Here is a 17601-nt window from a genome sequence, read left to right as displayed (position 1 = left end):
ATGTCGGAGCGTTTTCGCCTTTGGCTCAAACGATTGAGATTATGGGCGCAGGCCCATTCAAAATGCGTTGGCATTTTGCTCCTGTAATTCTCAATTCTCCATTCTCAATTTTCCATTTACTCATAGAACACCATGGTGTCGCGCCCCTGGCGCTTGGCCTGGTAGAGGGCGCTGTCGGCTTTATCGTAAAGCTCCTGGAAGCTTCTGCCGTGGCTGGGGAAAAGGGCGACGCCGATGCTGACGGTGAGCGGGGCTTCGGTCAGGCCCAGATGGCAGAGCCGTTCTCTGAGCACATTCAGGCGGTCCCTGATAATGGCGGTGTCGGACAGGCCGCGCATAAAGATTATGAACTCGTCGCCGCCCAGGCGGCCGGAGAAGTCATTGCTGCGCAGGCAGTCGCTCAGGGCGCCGGCCACCTCGATGAGGACCCTGTCGCCAAACTGGTGGCCGTAGGTATCGTTGAGGGCCTTGAAGTGGTCGATGTCCAGAATGATGAGGGCGTGGCGGGCCGAGGTGCTCCGGCGCAGCACGCGGCCAAGGCGCTTGATGAGGGTAGCCCGGTTATAGAGCCCGGTGAGCGGGTCGGTCTGAGAGAGCTTGCGCAGCTCCAGGGAGCGCCGCTTGCTGCTGTCAATATCCTGGATGAGGGCGAAAAAGCGCACCGCGCCCACAAAGGGGTCGTCGATCATCTGCACGTCGGCTCTGGCCCAGAAAAAACCGTCGCCGGACGGGCGCAGGCGGCGGTGCTCCAGGCTCAGATCACTGGTTCCCTGGCGGTGCAGCTCCAGCAGGTGGCTGCGGCTAAAAAAGCGCCGGTATTTTTTCCGGTCCTCGGGCAGGACAAAGTGCTCGCTGGTGTAGTGGGTGAGAGCGTCCAGCGTCTGCTGGCAGTCCGCGGGGATGCTGTCCTTGGTCTGCCCCTCAAAAGTCTCGAGCACATCGGCGGACAGATTGAACTCGTAGTAGGCGATGCTGTCCTTGCGGCGCTGTTCGTAGGTGGTGAACCAGCGCTCATAGGCGATCTCGCGCTCGTGCAGCTCAGTGCTGTCCGAGTAGGTGATGATGGCGGTGATGGGCTCGCCGCCGGCGCTGTAGACCAGCGAGTAATCCGCGATATACCAGACGTAGCGGTTCTGCTCTGGGGCGAACATCCTGACCGAGGTGTGGCCCTCGGGCTTGCCATCCAGCATGTCTTTAAAAAAGTTGGCGTAAGCTGTAGCGCTCTCCCGTGCTACAATGCCACTCTCGATGGCGCCGTCGGGGACATTGTTGGTACTTTGGGGCAGTCCCAGCAGATTGGCAGCCTCCTTGGTTCGTGACAGAGTTCTGGTCCGCAGGTCGTAGCGACTAATAAACTTATCGGAGTGGCGCATGGCAATGCGGTTTTCCTCCTCGCTGATGCGCAGGGCCTCTTCGGCGGCCTTGCGGTCGGTGATGTCGAACACAGCGCCGAACAGGGTGTTGTCCGCCAGGTCGTACTGGCAGCGGACCAGCACCCAGATAATCGCGCCCCCGATGGTGCGGCCCCGGTTTTCAAGCTCGAAGGCGTGCTGCCCTGCGGCGATATGGCCTGTAATCTCGCTGTGCACGCGCTTAAAATCCTCGGGCGGCACGATGAGCTCGCAGTTTGAAAAGCCCGCGGCCTCAGCCGTTTCGCGGGTGTAGCCGTAGGTCTCATAGAAAAAGGCGTTGGCGTACAGCAGGGTCAGGCGGTCGTCCACCAGCGTCTTAAAGACGCCGCAGGGTACCTTATCGGCGTAGCTTTCGGTCTGGCTGCGCTTCAGGTACCGGAGGTCGGCAAACTGGCAGAGGATAAGGGCAGGGGCGTCCTCGGGCTTTGAGACCTGCTGGCAGGACGCGCAGAACCAGACAGGAGTGCCGCTGCGGTCTGTCAGCCGCTGGCGGGCGCGGGCGGTCTCGCCGGGTTTCAGGCGCTTCAGAAACTTTTTAAAAGTTTTAAGATCTTCCTTCTCCATATAGGCCGCCAGGGAGACTGGCAGGGCGCTCAGGCCCAGAAAATCCATGAGACTGGGGTTCAGGTAGCGCAGGGTCAGGGCGTCGTCTGCCTGAAAGCAGGCGATGCCGTCAGAGAGAAGCTCAGGCGTTTCGGTTGTAAAGGTATATGACGATTGGGTGGTTTGTACTTCCATGAGCAATTCTCCTTAAAATTGATTATTTTATCTATTTTATCATTTTTGCATTTTAAAAACAACAGAGACGGTACCTGCAAAAAGTAAAATTGACACGTTATCGGTAAATTGACAGGAGCCTGTCGGGCTCCTGCAGCATGAGCTGGAGGTTTAAGGGCCTGGCGAGGTGGCTGTCCAGGCCGGCCTCCCTGCGCCGCAGCTTAAACGTCGTCTGTTTCGGGGCTGCCAAAGGCCAGCGCCTCAAAATCCGGGATGGGCACTGGGCGGGAGAACACATAGCCCTGCACCATATCGCAGTTGGACTGCCTGAGAAACTCCACCTGCTGCTGGCTTTCCACGCCCTCGGCCACTGTGGACATGGAGAGCTTTTCCGCCAGGCCGATGACCGAGGTCACCACGTCGCGCTCCCTGGGGTTGTCGGCGTTCTGAGAGGTGAAGAAAGCCCGGTCCAGCTTGAGGGTGTCTGTCTGGAGGTCCTTGAGCAGGTTGAGGGAGGAGTAGCCGCTGCCGAAGTCGTCCATGGAGCAGCGGTAGCCCCGCCTGTGAATCTGGTCGATGACCTGAAAGAGCATTTCGGGGTTGGTGAACACCAGAGTCTCGGTCAGCTCGATTTCCAAAAGCTCCGGCGGCACGCCGTACGCGCTTCGGATGGCCTCGTAGGCGTCCAGAAAATCGGCGTGGGCCAGATGTACCCGGGACATGTTCACCGAGATGGGCACTGGCTTCACGCCCTTGTCCAGCCATCCCCGCAGCAGGATACAGACTTGCTCAAACACGTACAGGTCCACCTCTACGATAAAGCGGTTTTTCTCAAAGAGGGGGATGAACTCGTCCGGCGGGATCAGCCCGCGCTCGGGATCCTGCCAGCGCACCAGGGCCTCGGCGCCGGCGATGGCGTTGTCCTTTAAGGACAGCTTGGGCTGCAGGTACACCACGAACTCGCCGTTCAGCAGGGCGTCCTGCATGCGGTTTTCAATGTCCTTTTCCCGCATGAGCTTCAGGCGGTCCAGGTCGGAGTAAAACTGGCAGGCGAACAGGCGGCTGCCGTCCGTGTCCTTGACGTTTTTCAGGGCCACATTGGCCCGGTCCAGCTGCTGGGTGAGCGGCAGGTCCGGGTCCAGCACCGGATAGATGCCAAAGGCCAGAGAGAGGAAATATTTGCGCTCCAGGCCGTCGTTAAAGCGGTTGATGTCCTGGGACATCACATCCAGCCGGTTGAGGATTTTGCGCTTGTCCGCGTTGTGGAGCAGCAGGCAGAAATTGTCCGCAGCGGTGCGGCAGGCCAGTTCGCCCTCAGTGAGATGGCAGCAGAGGATTTCGTACACATGGCGGAGGGTTTTATCGCCCATCTCAATCCCAAAAAGGTCATTGATGAGCTTGAACTTGCGGATATCCATAGAGACCAGCACATAGTCGCCGGGCGCGCCCTCCAGGATCGCGCCGCCGGCGTCCAGCTCAAATTTGGAGCGGTTGGGCCCTTTGGTCAGCGGGTCGATAAAGGCCAGCTCCAGCAGCTTGGCGTTGCTGCGCTGCAGGGCCTGCTCCTGCTTGATGTAGTCGGTCATGTCGGTCATAACGGTGTAGGCCACCGGGTAGCCGTCGACCACCTCGTCGGTAAAGACGCCCACCAGCTTGACCCACATGAGCCGGCCGCTCTTGTGGCGCATGCGCGCCAGCGCTTCGTAGCTGGTGTGGCCCGCGTCGATGGCGGCCATCACCTTTTTGACAATGGTTGCCCAGTCCTCTGGATTCTGTTTGAAATAGGTATCTGGCCGGTTGTGGTACAGGGCCTCGTACTCATCCTTTGGGTAGCCGATAAGCTCGTAATAGTAGGGGTTTGCGCTGATAAGGGTAAAATGCGCATCCAGCAGATGCCGGCTCACGCTCACCCGCAGAGCGCTCATGAGCATGTTGTACTCATTGTCGGGCGCGATGTCATAATGCCGGACGGCTTGTTTGTTTTCTGACATTTGGGCTTCCTTCTTTAAGTTGAATTTTAACGCTTATAATGATTCCTATTTTATCACTGCCTTCCGTTAAAAGCAATAAGAGAACCGGATAGGATTAAGTAAAACGATAAAAAGTTTACATTAAAAATGGATTTTTATTCTTATAGCGGTTAAAATATAAGCGAGAGGAGTGATAAACCATCGCTAAATTCGTAAACCGCTATGATCAGAAGGTGATCGTGGAGGCCGGGGAGTTTATCATGGACGCCATGCCAAAGATCGCCGGCCACGCCAACCGCTGGCGGCTGCACCGCTACTGGGTGGCGCACGGGGCCATGCCCCAGGTCATAAGCTGCACGCCCGCAGAGCCGCTGCACTGCGAGAATTACGTGGTCTACAAGACGACCAAAAACCAGACGCGGCCCAGAACCCAGGTCTGCGGCGCGGTCCTCACCTACAACAGCAGCGAGCTGCGCGGCCCCACCGAGGTGGACGGCGTGCCCACCTTTTTCATGGTCGAGGTGCACAGCTGCCCAGACTGCGCCGGGCGCAGACGGGCCGACCCGGACTTTTCCGGGCAGGTGCACCACCGGATCCTGATTGCCGACATGGTCAAGTACCGGTCTCACCTGTCAAAGGTGTATGAGGACATTATCCTGGAGGGCATCGAGCCCGGGCGCACTGTGGCCTTTCCCTTCAGCGAGGAGCACGCCGGCCGGCTCAGAAGGCAGTTCGAGGCCCTGACCGCCCTGGCCAGGGAGAGGGTGGGCGCCCTGTACACCCCGGCGCCTCCGCCCTTGTACCGTGTGCCAGAGGGCGTGCGGCGGGACCGGCGCGACAGCGGCAGGGAACACCGGGCCCAGGGCGTGGCCTACATTCAGGCCTTTACCGCCAGACGGCCGGCCACGCCGCTGATGAGGGGCTGGTACAGCCGCCTCCTCCAGTTTTTCGCAGATGTCAATGGGGATATAGCCGCCGTCCCCCGATAAAAAAAGCGCGGTTCTCAACGGATTGTTCCTTAATTCAGCTTCCAGACTCAGGTACCCTGTAGATACACCCAAGCGGTGAATCTAAAATCTGCAAGGAGGCAATAATATGCAGAAGAAATCAACAACAGAATTGTTGGAAACGTTCTTGTCAGGGGGCTTGTTTACTGTGCCCGAAAACCAGAAGCTTTCGAAGGATGAGGCGCTGGCCCTCGGGCTCATCGAAATCGCCTGCGCCATCAGTCTTATGGCCGCCGACGCCCAGTTCGCCAGAGAAGTTCTGGGCAGCTGCGGCGTCTTTCCCGTCAGCGAGATCGCCGGGGATTACGGCTACAGCGCCCAGGCCTTTAACAAGCTGCTCTGCGACCAGGGAATCCAGTACAAGCGGGGCCGCCGGTGGTATCTGTACGACTGCTACCAGGGCCTTGGCTACACAGCCACCCGGCTCACCACCCGGGAGACGGGCGGCCGTACCCGCGCCTTCAGCGGCATGCAGTGGACCGTCAAGGGGCGGCGCTTTCTCTACGACCATCTTCGGGCCAAGGGCATTGTGCCCACCGCAGGCAGAAAGGAGCAGCCATGAACTACCTTACCGAGCACCGGAGCTTTTACGCCTGGCTGGGGAAAAACCCCAGGAGCACCGCGTTCCAGAGCCTCTGGAATTACCTGCTCGTCCGCAACAACAATGCGGCCATCCGGGGCGAGGACGGCGACATGTACTGGCCTGTGTGGTTCGGGGTGGACAACAGCGACCTGCGCCGCCTCTTAGGCGAACAGGATGCCAAACGCATCTGGGAACACCGCCGTAGACTCATCGCCGCAGGGCTCATCGAATACCGGCCCGGTTCCGGCGGCAAAAGCGGCGAGTACGCCCTCGTCCCCTTTAACCGGGAGCAGACACGCCTGCAGGTCATTCCCCAGGGCGGCGGCGAAGCCGTTACCGTCTGGAACCCGCCGGGAAACAGCCCCCGGACCGCCGCCGGAGTCCTCCCGGAAGCCCCGGCGGAACCGGGCACGTTCTCTTCTGATTATAATTATATAAATCATAAATATATAAATCATAAAGAGTCTTACCGGTGCGAAGGGGAGCCGCTCGTGCCTTATTTCAACAGTCTGCCCGCCCTCACCGATGAAGAAATGGCAAGCCTGCGCGCCATCCACACCGATGACGCCGCCCTGGTCGAGGCCATGTGGGCCCTTAAGGAGCAGAAACAACGGGAGGAGGAGAGCTGATGCAGCACAAAAGAGAGTGCGGCTATGAGCGCTACCGCTGCCGGGCACATGTGGTGGTACAGGAGACCATTGTGGCCTACAGCCTGGAGGAGGCCGAGCTTTTGTTCGAGGCGCGGCTGGACGCCCTGGAGGACGACCCTGGCCTGCGCGTTGAGGGCATGTGGGTGGAGTGACATGGGCAAGCGCACCGCCAGATGGACAAAGGCCCACCGCGCCCGCCTGGGCCTCACCCAGCCCCAGCTGGCCGAGGCTGTGGGCGTCAGCCTGAGCACTGTGACCCGGCTGGAGCGGGGCGACCCGGTGAGAGACTATGTGCTCGAGGACCTGGAGCGCCTGTTTGAGGACGAGCGCCCCGGCGAAAATGGTCAGAATCCTCAGCCCGGTGGGCAGAATCATCACTTCCAGCTGACCATATACCAGGACCTCCTGAGGTGATAAACTGAGAGCATCACAACGAAAGGAGGAACCCCAAATGGCATACGAACAGACCAAAATCAGCCATTACATGAAGATCATCTTCAACTACGGCGAGGTGGGCGGCAGCATCAAGAAAAAGAGCAAGACCTACTCCGGTCTCAACATGGACATGACTGTGGCCACCAGCGAGGCCATCACCCGCACCGGCAAAGCCATCGGCAAGCTCTGCACACCCATCGTGAACGATATCCAGAACTTTATGGGCTACAGCAACCTGGAAACCTCCGCCTGAGGCAGAGCGAAAAAATCTGAAAGAAAGGAGAAATGAAGATGGAGACAACCACGACCACCAAAGCGCTGGACCTGGAGTTTGAGCTGGAAAACGGCAAGAGCTTTACCATCACCTGCCCCGACTATCTGGACGACCTGACAAAAGAGCAGGTCGAGGCCCAGGCCGCCGAGATCATCGCCGCCGGGGCCTTTGCCCCAGACGGCTTTAACCTCATCAAATTCAAGAGCTTTGAGTACATCGACAAGACCACCCGGAAAACCGAAATCGACGCGTAAAGCGCTCAGAAAGGCAGAAAGCCATGAAAACCATCAAAAAAAGAACCGTCCTGCTGCTCCTGGCAGTTCTGACCGCCGCCGGTATCCTCTACTTTGCCCTGGAGCTGAGCTGGGCGCCAATGCGGCAGAACCCGCCGCCCAGCCCGACAGAAGAAGCCCCGGCAGAAGAAGCCCCAGAGCCCGAAACCCCAGTCCCAGAAGCCCCAGCTCCTGAAGCCCCGGAGCCCGAAACGCCAGCCCAGCCCCAGAGCGGTGTCCTGGAACAACAGCCCCTCATGGTGAGCGAGCACTTCGCCCGGGACGAGTACCGCTGCGACTGCCAGGGCTTTTGTGACGGCTTCCCCGCCGAACCCGACCCCGAACTCGTCCGCCGCGTCGAGGCCCTGCGCCAGGCTGTGGGCGCACCGGTCATCATCACCTCCGGTGTGCGCTGCGGGCCGCGCAACGAGGAGGTGGGCGGCGTGGCCTGGTCCTTCCACAAACGCGGCGCCGCCGCCGACCTCTATAGCCCCGGCGTGCCCGTCGGCACCCTGGCCGCCCTGGCAAAAGACTGCGGCCTCAATATCCTGCCCTACTACAGAGACGGGTATGTGCATGTGGAGATATGAGAAAACCCCCGAAGTCTTTCGGGGGTTTTTTAGTGGAAAGTTGATAGTGGAAAGTTCAGGTGCAAATCTGCCGCCGGCAGATTTGATGCGATGCGGCCAGAGGCCGCTGTTCCAGTCGTTTTTGCGTTAGCAAAAACGTTCTATAACTATCCACTATCAATTTTCAACTCAAAGGGCTTCAAACTTTCCCTTTGCAGCCCACGACCGATTTTGCCGACATCCTGAAAGCCCCTCTCGGGGCTCTTTTTTAGTTCAGCTCGGGGTAATCTCTTAAAAACACGTCGATGGCGGCCTTGATCTTCTCACAGCCGCCTGCTTTTTTACGCCGCAGGCCTTTAGCCGCCCATCATCGTGGCGAAAGCCCGCGTGTCACACCTGTGTCAACTTCTGCCCGTGAAACTTATAACCTGGGATTGTATTAACTCTGAGCGTTATTTATAATGAAATTAATCACAAATGAGGAGTGTGCAATTATGAGGAAACAACTTAAGTATTTGACGAAGAAGATGATTGCGCTTATTTTTGCCATGTTTTTCACCATTGGTCTCATGCCGGCAGCGTTCGCTGAGGGCGAAGACACGAGAGACTTAACCAATGTTCTTACCGATTTACATGTTGATATGAGCTTAAAGAAATCAGACGGCGCCACAGTGCCCATCATTGTGGATAACGAAAAGGACGCGGGCTTTAATGAAGATCTGGTTTCAGGCAGCACCATTCTTTTCGGCATTACCTGGACCCTGGAGGAAGCGGATTTTTACGGCCAGGTAAAGGCAGGGGATTATTTTACCATTGACCTTCCCTCCGACTATTTCACTTTCCGGGACACCACCCTGAACACCCCGCTCACCTACAACGGCGAAACCCTGGGGCACTGGGGCGTCCGGGATAACAAGATTCAGTTCACCCTGACCGATACCGGCGCGCAGAAGCGCTATATTAAAGGCCATTTTAACGCGAGCGGCACCCTCAAGGCCAACGAGTCCGGCGATGTCGTGATCGAGATCGGCGACGTGGCGCTGCCGCCAGTCCCGGTGGAGCCGTCCACGCCCGCTGCCCCGGACCCAGGCGTCGACTTCCCCTATGAGCACTCGAACCCGCCGGCTCAGAAGCCGATTTCTAAAAACGGCTCTACCTACGCGGGCTCCGAGGCCATTACCTGGAGCATTCCACTCAATTACGACAACATGGTCACCGCCGCCGTGCATACCAGCCCTGCCCTCACCCCGCTGAAAAACGCCGTGGTCGAGGATACTCTGGAAAAGGACCAGACCATCAAGTCGGTCAGCATTCAGACGGTGTTTTACCGGCCGAGAAACGCCGCCGGAGAGCTCAGCACCCAGTGGGGCGCTACCATCAGCGTCAAGAGCCAGTTCACAGAGCTGAACCAGGAGAACGGCGAAAGCCCCGACGCCTTTAAAGCCCGGGTCAAGGGATACGGCTCGCCCGCCTACGGCGTGAGCGCGGATAAAAAATACCTGATCATCAGCCTGGGCGACGTGCCCGGAAACGGCGTGAAAATGGCGGCGGACGATACCGCCCTGCGCGCGAAATTTAAGGCCAGCAACAGCCGGCTCACCGACGCCGAGCTCGACGCCATGGTCAAATCCTGGGGGACAGGCGGCATCGCCGGGGGCCAGGCGGTCGGCTACTACATCACCATCCAGGCCGAGACCGGCCGCGCCTATGAGCAGTACAGCAATACCGCCACCCTCACCACCTCGGATAAGGCCCCGGCTGAGGCCAGCAAGTCCGTCACGCTGGAGGACCTGCAGGGCGGCATCGAGGCCGGCGAGCCCCACAGCGTGCGCCTTGAAAAGCGGAGCGCCGAGAACGGGAACCCGCTGGAAAACGCCGCGTTCCAGCTGGAAGTGCTGCGGGACGGCGTGTACGTCCCCTATGTGCCCGCTGACGGCGGCGGGCAGATCCGCGCCACCGGCCCGGACGGCGTGGTGGAATTCAGGCAGCTGGGCTCTGGCGCCTACCGCTTTGTGGAAACCGCCGCAGCTCCGGGCTACGATAAGGACAGCGTGACCTACAGCCCCGAGACCTTTACCATCAGCAGCGAGGACACCCAGGGCGTGGTGGTCACCGCCACCAACCTGCTCCTGCCCGAGGAGCCTGTGGATCCGGCCCTGGTCTGGGGCAGCGTCGAGCTCACCAAGGTCGACCAGGCAGACCCGCAGAAAACCCTGAAAAACGCCGGGTTCCGCCTTTATGAGCGGCAGGAGGACGGCAGTGTGCTCTATTATAAAGACGCCAATAACGGCCTGCCCCTCTGGAGCGCCGACCCCGCCGAGGCCCAGACCTTCACCACCGACGACCAGGGCGTAATCACCGCAGTCCATCTGCCGCTGGGCACTTATTATTTCGAGGAGATCACCCCGCCGGAGGGCTACGCCTTAAGCGAAACCCCGCTGGCCTTTACCCTGGATGAGCACAGCACAGAGGCCGCCAAAAAGGTGGTCTTTGAGAACGTCAGAACCAGTGACCCGGCCAACCCGGCAGCCCCGGCCAGCCCGGCCCCGCAGAAGCCAGGCGCGAAAGGCGCGCAGAACGCCAGGACAGCCGCGCCCGGCGGCGCCAACCCTAAAACCGGCCTGGCCGACGTCAGCGCAGCCCTTGGAATGCTCGTTCTGCTGGCAGGCGGCAGCGCCGGGCTTATGATCCTGCGCCGTAAAAAGTAAACCGTCTGCCCGAAAAGCACGCTAAAGCCCCGGAATCATCCGGGGCTTTTTTCTGTCTGTATGACCGCCATATGACCAGCGCTGCTTATAATGAGGTTAAATTGGATCGATAGGACCATTTTGCGGAAAGGAGACAAGGCAGTGAAGCAGCTTCAAAGAAAATCACTCTACCGTTACGCGGCGGCTCTGTTTGTCTTTCTGTGCTACCTGGGCATCTGCCTGGCGGTCTTTTTCATCGGCATCCAGCGCGCGGTCGAGAAAAACACCCAGACCCTTCTGGCGGACAACGTGGCCAGGCAGAGCAGCCTGATGGTCTCCCTGATGGACATCGAGTTTGAAACGCTGAGCGGGATGGCCAGCTACATCGGCAGCCAGAGCGACGCGCAGGACAACCAGCGCCTGATGGCCGCGCTGGCCGGCGAGAGCAAATTTCACCGGATCTCCTACTTCAACCTGGACGGCGCCGGCTACTCAAACGAGGGCCCGGTGCACATGGACGCCCGGAACCGCGATTTTTTTAAAAAGAGCATCCAGGGACAGGAGACCGTGAGCAGCCCCTATGAGAGCCGTGTGGAAGGCGACGAGGGCAGGGAGTTTATCGCCCTCTCGGTGCCCGTCTACCAGGGCGGGGCCATTGCCGGCGTGCTGGTGGGCAGCTACGACGTGCGCCACATCAGCGAGATTCCCTTCAGCAGCCTGTACGGCGGCAGTGGCTATGTCTATATCGTCGGCAAGGACGGCGAGGTCGTGGCCATGGACAGCCGCTACAGCCAACAGTGGGACCGCGTCAATTTTTATGATTTTTACAAAGATTATACCTTTGGGCCGGGCGCCAGCCTCGACAGCGTCCGGGACGATTTTAACAACGGAAACAGCGGCGTCCGCCTGCTCAAAAAAGGGAGCGACATCCGCTATCTGGCCTACGAGCCCATGGGCTACAACAGCTGGTTCCTGTGCTATGTGGTGCCCCAGGAGGACGCCCAGCAGAGCTATGCCTTTATCCGCGAGTACGAGGTGGCCCTGTCCCTGTTTGTGGTGGCCGGGCTCATCATCCTGCTCTCTGTCATGCAGTACATTAACGCGAAGGACCGCAAAATGCTCGTCACCAAGGCCCAGACCGACGCCATGACCGGGCTGCTGAACGCCGTCAGCACCCGCGAAGCCATCAACGCCTGGCTGGCCGGCGAGGAGGCCCGCGGCATGCAGGCCCTTATCATGCTGGACATCGACAAATTTAAGGATGTCAACGATACCTACGGCCACGCGGTGGGCGACGAGGCCCTGCGCCAGTCCGCCGGGCTGCTCAGGGCCCATTTCCGGGGCAGCGATATCGTGGGCCGCGTGGGCGGGGATGAGTTCATCATTTTTATGAAAAATATTCCTGACGACGCCATTGTTATCAAGCAGCTCGAGCGGCTGTGCGCGGCCTTCCACAGCCTCCGCGTGGCCGAAGCGCCTGAGCTGCGCCTCACCTGCAGCGCCGGGGCCGCTCTGGTGCCCAAGGATGGCGTGGATTTTGACGACCTGTATAAAAAGGCCGACGAGGCCATGTATATGGTCAAGCGCGGCAGCCGGGACGGTTTTTATATTTACAGAGCATAAACCACCGAGAGGAGAGAGAACCATGACCACAAAAGCGCGAAGCGCCCTGTTTCTGCTGTGCGCCCTGTTTCTGCTGGCCTGCCTGCCCGCAGCCGTGGCTGCCAGCGGGACCGACGCCGGAACCGAGATCACCCTCACCACCCCCAGTGCCGCCGAAGCCCAAAACACCACCGAAACCATCGACCCCAGCCCGGTGCCGCTGGCGAAGCCGCAGCGGGAAATGTGCGCCCTGTCCGCCCCGGTGGCATCCGGCATCACCGCGGTCATCATCGCTGCCGTCACCGCTGTGGTCATTATCCGAAAAGCGTCGAAGCTGGAATAAAGCATTGTGAAAAGTGTCAAAAAGATGTAACATATACATAAAGGAACCGATCCGGCCGCCGCAGTGTGTGACTGCTGTGTGACAACCCCTGCGTATAATCGTAGGTAAGATTACAGAACATCGAGGTGAAAACCCTTTAAATCATCGATATAAGGAGTAAAGTCCAATGAAAAAGAAAAGAAATATCCTGATCATCATCGCCATCATTGCCATAGTAGCGGCAATCGGCAGCACGATGGCAGCCTTTGTCGCCTCGACAGCCACTCAGAAAGACGTGTCCGCCGCCAGGCTCGGCATCAAAATCGTACAGAACGGCGGTCAGACAGCCAAAGACGTCAAAAGCCTGGATACCGCCGAGGACAGAAAGGCAGGCTACCAGTACGCCGGCATGCCCGGCGACACCGTGAGCGAGAAAGTAGCCGTAAAATCCGATGCGAACAGCAAGGACAGCTACATCCGCATCACCATCAACCGCAGCTGGACCGATAAAGACGGCAAAAAAGACTTTAGGCTGTCCCCGAAAGAGATCGGCATTGAGAGAGACAATGACAGCTGGCTGGTGGCCGAAGACCCTGAAGACCCAGAGGTGATCTACTGCTACTACACAAAGAAAGTGAGCGGGGACGCCACCACCGAGAACGTCATGGACCGTTTCACCATTTTAAAGGATAAAGTTCAGGAAAACAGCAACGCCTACGCGGGCTACAGCGCCAACATCACCTTCGAGGCCGACGCCGTCCAGGCCGAGGCCGGAGAAAAGGCCATGCTCGCCGAGTGGGGCATTATCCCAGAGCTCGACGCGGCCGGCAACCTGACAGGCTATACCGAACAGTAGGATAGGAGGAAAGCAAAATGAAAAAGAAAATCGTCACCCTTTTAATCACCGCCGCCCTCCTGCTTGCCACCGGGCTCAGCGCCTCAGCGGCCGAGACCATCACCTTTAGAGGCCAGGCCGAAAAATTCGTGACCAGCGTAGACGGCGACGTCGAAACCTTTACCGACATGCTGCCCGGCGAGACACGCACCGTCAGCCTCACCCTCAGCAACGAGGACAGCAGCGAGATGAAATTTTACATGAGTGCCGAAATTCTGGACAACATCGCCAGTAAAACCGCCGACTCCCAGGCTGTGTACGACTTTGTCATCAGCAAGAACGGCCAGCCCTTCTTTACCACCATCATCGGCGGGGGCACCGCCAAAAACACCTCGGCCGGCGAAAAGTACTTAGACGAGAGCAACAACATTCTCTTAGATACCCTGGCCAGGGGCCAGAGCGACGTGATCGACATCAGCCTGACCCTGGAGGGCAACTCCACCGGAAACAGCTACATGGAAAAAACCGGGCAGATCCAGCTCGTGTTCACCGCGTCCACGCCCGATAACCCTGCCGGCGGCGGCACAAACGTCGTCGAGCGGCTCGTCCAGGCCATCACCCATCCCGGGGCCACCGGCCCGAACACCGGCCTTAACGGCGGCAGCCCATACCTGCTCATCGCGGGAGCCTGCGTCGTGATCGCTGTGGTTGTGATCATCATCCTGATCGTGACCCGAAAGAAGAAGGAGGAATAAACATGACCGCAGTACGAAAAAAAGTAAACAGAATCGCAGCCGTCCTCGTGACCTGCGCCATGGCGTTGCTGCTCATGGGTATCTCCATCCCAAGCGCCGCCCACGCAGAGGAAGGCGTTTATAATATCGAATTTAAGGCCGGCGCCGAAGGTACCTTTGAAGGCGGCGTTACCAGCACCGCTCAGAGCGTGGCCTATGGCCAGCCCCTGAACGTTGAGGCAGCCGCGGCACAGGTACAGCCAAACGACGGCTACTACTTTACCGGCTGGAACAAGGACGTCGAGACCACCGTCACCCAGAAAGCCACCTACGTGGCCCAGTACGCCAAGATCATTGAGGAAGCCAGCTACCGCGTGCGCTACCTCGACACCTACGGCAACGAGCTGGCCACCCAGAAAGTCGTGGCCGCCAGCAAGGGCGGCACTGTGGTCGAGTACGCCCGTCCCATCGACGGCTATATTCCAGACGCCGAAGGTAAAACCACCACCATCGCCGCCGAAGGCACCGAGATCGATTTTGTCTATACCCCGGCCGATAACCCCGAGTTCAGTACCCAGCCCGGCGTGGTCACCGTGACCGGACAGCCCGGCAATACCGGCACAGCCGCCACCCTGCCCGGCGGCGCAGCCGGAGACGGCACCAATACCCCCGGCGATAACAACCCCGGCGAAAACATCGACCCGGGCGATACCCCATTAGCCCCGGCCAATGAAGAAACCATCGACCCGAACCAGACCCCGTTGGCCAACGCGGCCAAACAGGTAGGCGGCATGGGCAACCTGATCATGATCGGCGTGGGCGTCCTGGCCCTGCTCGGCATCATCATCGCCGCCATTTTGGTGAGACATAAAAAGAAAGCACAGCAGTAAAAAAAGCCCCGGCCGGGGCTTTTTTAGTGTCAGAAACTTTCCACTATCCACTTTCAACTAAACAGTCCTCTCTTTAATGTATTGCCGCTTACGGTAAAGTTTTTGCCAGCCCAAAAGTCCCTGCCCGGGAACTTTTTATTCAGACGCTTAAAGAATCCGGTGTATATTTGAAAAACAGGGAAAAATAAGCTATAATAGAAGAAAGTAAAGGGGAAAACATGGGGAAAAAAGATATCATACTCAAGCAGTATCTGTCCGATAATCGGCGCTTTGCTGAAATATTTAACAATGCGCTTTTCGAGGGAGAAGCCGTCATCCAGCCCGATAAGCTAAAACCAGTGGACAGCAGTCAGGCAGAAGTGATCGCCCTCCAGGAAACAGCGGCCGAGTTTATTCAGAAAAACCGGGACATTGCAAAAATTTACAACGAGGAGCTCGAACTGGTAATCCTGGGCATCGAAAATCAGAACGACGTTCACTACGCCATGCCCCTGCGCGTCATGCTGTACGACGCGTTGAGCTATGACAAACAGTACCAGAGCATCAAAAAAGAGCACCAGCGGGAAAAGGATATTACCGGGACAGAGCGTATCAGCGGCTTTTCCAGACAAGACAGACTGATACCCGTGATCACCCTGGTAATCTATTATGGGACCGACGCCTGGGACGGGCCCCGCAGTCTGGCCGACATGCTGAGACTGCCAAAGGCATTTTCATCCCGCAAAAATCCCGTAAACAGCTACCCGATGCATCTGCTGGAGGTGCAGGCCATAAAAGACCTGGAAGTCTACGACGACGATCTCATGGCACTGTTCGGCTTTATTAAATATCAGAAAAACCGCAGCGAGCTGGAAGCCTTTATTCAGGCACACGCCAGCTACTTCTACAAAGTATCGCGCGAAACCTACGAAGCCATCAAAAACGTAGCAGATATCAAAGAAATGAGCCAGTATATCGAAAAAGAAAAAGAAGAAAAGGAGGCCGTCAACATGTGCGACGCATTAAAACAGCTAAAAGAAGAAAGCATCCAGCAGGGAATGCAAAAAGGCCGCCGCGAAGGCCGTCAGGAAGGCGTCCGTCAGGTGGCGATAAAGCTGCTGCGCATGAACCATCCCATCCCGTTTATCGCCCAGGCCACCGATCTGAGCGAGGCGGAAATACAAAAGCTGAAAGAAACACTGCAGAAAGCACAGCAGTAAAGTATGTTTTATAAAAAATATTGATAGCTCATTGGTTTGAATTCAAAAGCGCGCGCTTATATAATGCGCGCTTTTTATTATTTTAACGCCACTTTCCTTAAAGAAAATCAGCCATTCGCATAAATAATGGACCGTTAACATAAAAAAAAGAAGTGACGATTTACAAGCGGACAATAAATGATTATAATAGAAAGTAAGAAAAATAATGAAAGTGGAGAGACAATCTAGTGGAACAGAGAAATCCTATGCTGGAGGTCCAGATGTTTGGAGGCTTCAGCATCGCCGGAGATGGCGCGGCTCTCAATGAAGAGAGCATCCGGTCGGAGATGATGACAAAACTCTTTATCTACATCCTGTGTCACCGCCAAAAAGAAATTACCGTACAGGAGCTGGCAGAAGTCCTGTGGGAGGAAGACGAAAGCGATAATCCCGCCGGAGCCCTCAAAAACCTTATGTACCGCCTGCGCACCCTCATCAAGAAAACCTGGGGAAGAAACGATTTTATCCTGACCGGGCGCGGCGCGTATATCTGGAACCAGGACATTCCCGTCAGTCTTGATATCGAAACCTTTGAAAAAAGCATAAAACAGGCCGGCAAGCACAAAGATCCAGTCTGCCAGATCGGCCTTTATAACGAAGCTGTCACCTTGTATAAAGGGGAATTTCTGCCGAAATTCACCAGCGAATACTGGGTGGCCTCCCAGGCAGCCTATTACCATACCACCTATCTGGGGGCCGTCAAAAGCCTGGCGATCCTTCTGGAGAGCGAAGGCCGTTATTCCGAAATGGCCAGCAGCGTGAACAAGGCCATCCAGATCGATAACCTGGACGAGAGCCTGCACTGCTGCTTTATAAGAGCCCTTATGGCACAGGACAACTACAAGCAGGCCCTCGAGCATTACCAGACCACCGAGAAAACCCTTTACGACTATCTCGGCGTCACCCCCTCCGAAGAGCTCAGAGCGCTCTACGAGACCATCATAAAAAAAACACACCGTCACGAAAGAGACATCACAGCCGTCCAGAGCGAGCTGATGGAAGACCGGACAAACGGCGCCTTTTTATGCGAATACGGCGCGTTCCAGCGGATCTACCGGCTCCAGGCACGCCAGGGCGAAAGGATGGGAATCTCGATTTTTTTATTATTAGCGACCATTTCAGCCGACGATTTCCCCCAAAAAGATGAAATCCGCAAGGAAATGATCCGCGACGCCATGGTGCATCTGGAGGACGTGCTGCGCAGCTCACTGCGCTCCGGCGACCCTGTGGCCCAGTACAGCAGTACCCAGTACGTGGCCCTGCTGCCCACCTGCCAGTATGAGACCGCCAAAATGGTGGCCGGCCGCATCGAAAAATCCTTCTGGGGCAATTATAAGAACACACATATCCGCCTGCGGTTCGACCTGGACGAGCTGCACTACGAATAAAACCCATACCGGAGCA

General features: G+C 57.6%; 18 protein-coding genes. 16 read left to right on the top strand and 2 right to left on the bottom strand.

Annotated features, from left to right (window positions below; all coding sequences use genetic code 11):
- Positions 1-116 precede the first annotated feature (116 nt).
- Both DW091_RS14260 and DW091_RS14255 read right to left on the bottom strand, forming a co-directional pair.
- A complete protein-coding gene (locus DW091_RS14260; RefSeq protein ID WP_118518488.1) occupies positions 117-2150 on the bottom strand; it encodes a sensor domain-containing diguanylate cyclase in 2034 nt (677 codons plus the stop codon).
- Between the two features lie 200 nt (positions 2151-2350).
- A complete protein-coding gene (locus DW091_RS14255) occupies positions 2351-4120 on the bottom strand; it encodes an EAL domain-containing protein (protein WP_118518487.1) in 1770 nt (589 codons plus the stop codon).
- A gap of 239 nt (positions 4121-4359) precedes the next feature.
- On the opposite strand from DW091_RS14255, the gene DW091_RS14250 reads away from it, so the two are divergent.
- The 16 genes from DW091_RS14250 (at position 4360) to DW091_RS14180 (ending at position 17585) form a co-directional block, all read left to right on the top strand.
- Entirely contained in the window at positions 4360-5088 is a 729-nt protein-coding gene (locus tag DW091_RS14250) for a hypothetical protein (RefSeq protein WP_147365294.1), read from the top strand.
- A gap of 106 nt (positions 5089-5194) precedes the next feature.
- Entirely contained in the window at positions 5195-5668 is a 474-nt protein-coding gene (locus DW091_RS14245) for a phage antirepressor KilAC domain-containing protein (RefSeq protein WP_118518485.1), read from the top strand.
- The gene (locus DW091_RS14240) at positions 5665-6318 is read left to right on the top strand and encodes a hypothetical protein (protein WP_118518484.1); all 654 of its coding nucleotides are present in this window, start codon (positions 5665-5667) and stop codon (positions 6316-6318) included. The genes DW091_RS14245 and DW091_RS14240 overlap by 4 nt, the downstream gene beginning before the upstream one ends.
- Complete coding sequence (locus DW091_RS20170; protein WP_158577906.1) at positions 6318-6491, top strand: hypothetical protein; 174 nt, start codon at positions 6318-6320, stop codon at positions 6489-6491. Before DW091_RS14240 ends, DW091_RS20170 begins: the two co-directional genes overlap by 1 nt.
- A 1-nt stretch (position 6492) precedes the next feature.
- The gene (locus tag DW091_RS20355) at positions 6493-6753 is read left to right on the top strand and encodes a helix-turn-helix transcriptional regulator (RefSeq protein WP_199678174.1); all 261 of its coding nucleotides are present in this window, start codon (positions 6493-6495) and stop codon (positions 6751-6753) included.
- Positions 6754-6790: 37 nt separating this feature from the next.
- Entirely contained in the window at positions 6791-7027 is a 237-nt protein-coding gene (locus DW091_RS14230) for a hypothetical protein (RefSeq protein ID WP_118518483.1), read from the top strand.
- Between the two features lie 38 nt (positions 7028-7065).
- Positions 7066-7302 (top strand): DUF2922 domain-containing protein, encoded by a 237-nt coding sequence (locus DW091_RS14225; RefSeq protein ID WP_118518482.1) that lies wholly within the window; start codon positions 7066-7068, stop codon positions 7300-7302.
- Positions 7303-7325: 23 nt separating this feature from the next.
- Positions 7326-7910 (top strand): D-Ala-D-Ala carboxypeptidase family metallohydrolase, encoded by a 585-nt coding sequence (locus DW091_RS14220; protein ID WP_118518481.1) that lies wholly within the window; start codon positions 7326-7328, stop codon positions 7908-7910.
- A gap of 473 nt (positions 7911-8383) precedes the next feature.
- Entirely contained in the window at positions 8384-10597 is a 2214-nt protein-coding gene (locus DW091_RS14215) for a SpaA isopeptide-forming pilin-related protein (RefSeq protein ID WP_118518480.1), read from the top strand.
- A 141-nt stretch (positions 10598-10738) separates the two neighbouring features.
- The gene (locus DW091_RS14210) at positions 10739-12199 is read left to right on the top strand and encodes a sensor domain-containing diguanylate cyclase (protein WP_158577905.1); all 1461 of its coding nucleotides are present in this window, start codon (positions 10739-10741) and stop codon (positions 12197-12199) included.
- 22 nt (positions 12200-12221) lie between these two features.
- On the top strand, positions 12222-12521 hold the full coding sequence (locus tag DW091_RS14205; protein ID WP_118518478.1) for a hypothetical protein: 300 nt from the start codon (positions 12222-12224) through the stop codon (positions 12519-12521).
- Positions 12522-12687: 166 nt separating this feature from the next.
- Positions 12688-13356 carry a hypothetical protein gene (locus DW091_RS14200; RefSeq protein WP_118518477.1) on the top strand — a complete coding sequence of 223 codons (669 nt, stop codon included), beginning with the start codon at positions 12688-12690 and terminating at the stop codon, positions 13354-13356.
- Positions 13357-13373: 17 nt separating this feature from the next.
- Positions 13374-14090, top strand: coding sequence for a hypothetical protein (locus tag DW091_RS14195; RefSeq protein WP_096919200.1), 717 nt, complete (start codon positions 13374-13376; stop codon positions 14088-14090).
- A 2-nt stretch (positions 14091-14092) separates the two neighbouring features.
- On the top strand, positions 14093-14959 hold the full coding sequence (locus tag DW091_RS14190) for a hypothetical protein (RefSeq protein ID WP_118518476.1): 867 nt from the start codon (positions 14093-14095) through the stop codon (positions 14957-14959).
- Between the two features lie 218 nt (positions 14960-15177).
- Positions 15178-16158 carry an Rpn family recombination-promoting nuclease/putative transposase gene (locus tag DW091_RS14185; protein ID WP_096919202.1) on the top strand — a complete coding sequence of 327 codons (981 nt, stop codon included), beginning with the start codon at positions 15178-15180 and terminating at the stop codon, positions 16156-16158.
- 227 nt (positions 16159-16385) lie between these two features.
- Complete coding sequence (locus tag DW091_RS14180) at positions 16386-17585, top strand: bacterial transcriptional activator domain-containing protein (RefSeq protein ID WP_118518475.1); 1200 nt, start codon at positions 16386-16388, stop codon at positions 17583-17585.
- Positions 17586-17601: the final 16 nt, after the last annotated feature.

This window comes from Eubacterium sp. AM05-23, from assembly GCF_003477535.1.
Taxonomy (GTDB): Bacteria; Bacillota; Clostridia; order Eubacteriales; family Eubacteriaceae; genus Eubacterium; species Eubacterium maltosivorans.
Note: the sequence above shows the minus strand (reverse complement) of the source record. Positions and strands in the feature narration are given on the sequence as shown.

Coding starts and splice junctions, on each gene's coding strand:
- DW091_RS14260 (WP_118518488.1), bottom strand. CDS start 2,150: ATGGAAGTACAAACCACCCAATCGTCATATACCTTTACAACCGAAACG.
- DW091_RS14255 (WP_118518487.1), bottom strand. CDS start 4,120: ATGTCAGAAAACAAACAAGCCGTCCGGCATTATGACATCGCGCCCGAC.
- DW091_RS14250 (WP_147365294.1), top strand. CDS start 4,360: ATGGACGCCATGCCAAAGATCGCCGGCCACGCCAACCGCTGGCGGCTG.
- DW091_RS14245 (WP_118518485.1), top strand. CDS start 5,195: ATGCAGAAGAAATCAACAACAGAATTGTTGGAAACGTTCTTGTCAGGG.
- DW091_RS14240 (WP_118518484.1), top strand. CDS start 5,665: ATGAACTACCTTACCGAGCACCGGAGCTTTTACGCCTGGCTGGGGAAA.
- DW091_RS20170 (WP_158577906.1), top strand. CDS start 6,318: ATGCAGCACAAAAGAGAGTGCGGCTATGAGCGCTACCGCTGCCGGGCA.
- DW091_RS20355 (WP_199678174.1), top strand. CDS start 6,493: ATGGGCAAGCGCACCGCCAGATGGACAAAGGCCCACCGCGCCCGCCTG.
- DW091_RS14230 (WP_118518483.1), top strand. CDS start 6,791: ATGGCATACGAACAGACCAAAATCAGCCATTACATGAAGATCATCTTC.
- DW091_RS14225 (WP_118518482.1), top strand. CDS start 7,066: ATGGAGACAACCACGACCACCAAAGCGCTGGACCTGGAGTTTGAGCTG.
- DW091_RS14220 (WP_118518481.1), top strand. CDS start 7,326: ATGAAAACCATCAAAAAAAGAACCGTCCTGCTGCTCCTGGCAGTTCTG.
- DW091_RS14215 (WP_118518480.1), top strand. CDS start 8,384: ATGAGGAAACAACTTAAGTATTTGACGAAGAAGATGATTGCGCTTATT.
- DW091_RS14205 (WP_118518478.1), top strand. CDS start 12,222: ATGACCACAAAAGCGCGAAGCGCCCTGTTTCTGCTGTGCGCCCTGTTT.
- DW091_RS14200 (WP_118518477.1), top strand. CDS start 12,688: ATGAAAAAGAAAAGAAATATCCTGATCATCATCGCCATCATTGCCATA.
- DW091_RS14195 (WP_096919200.1), top strand. CDS start 13,374: ATGAAAAAGAAAATCGTCACCCTTTTAATCACCGCCGCCCTCCTGCTT.
- DW091_RS14190 (WP_118518476.1), top strand. CDS start 14,093: ATGACCGCAGTACGAAAAAAAGTAAACAGAATCGCAGCCGTCCTCGTG.
- DW091_RS14185 (WP_096919202.1), top strand. CDS start 15,178: ATGGGGAAAAAAGATATCATACTCAAGCAGTATCTGTCCGATAATCGG.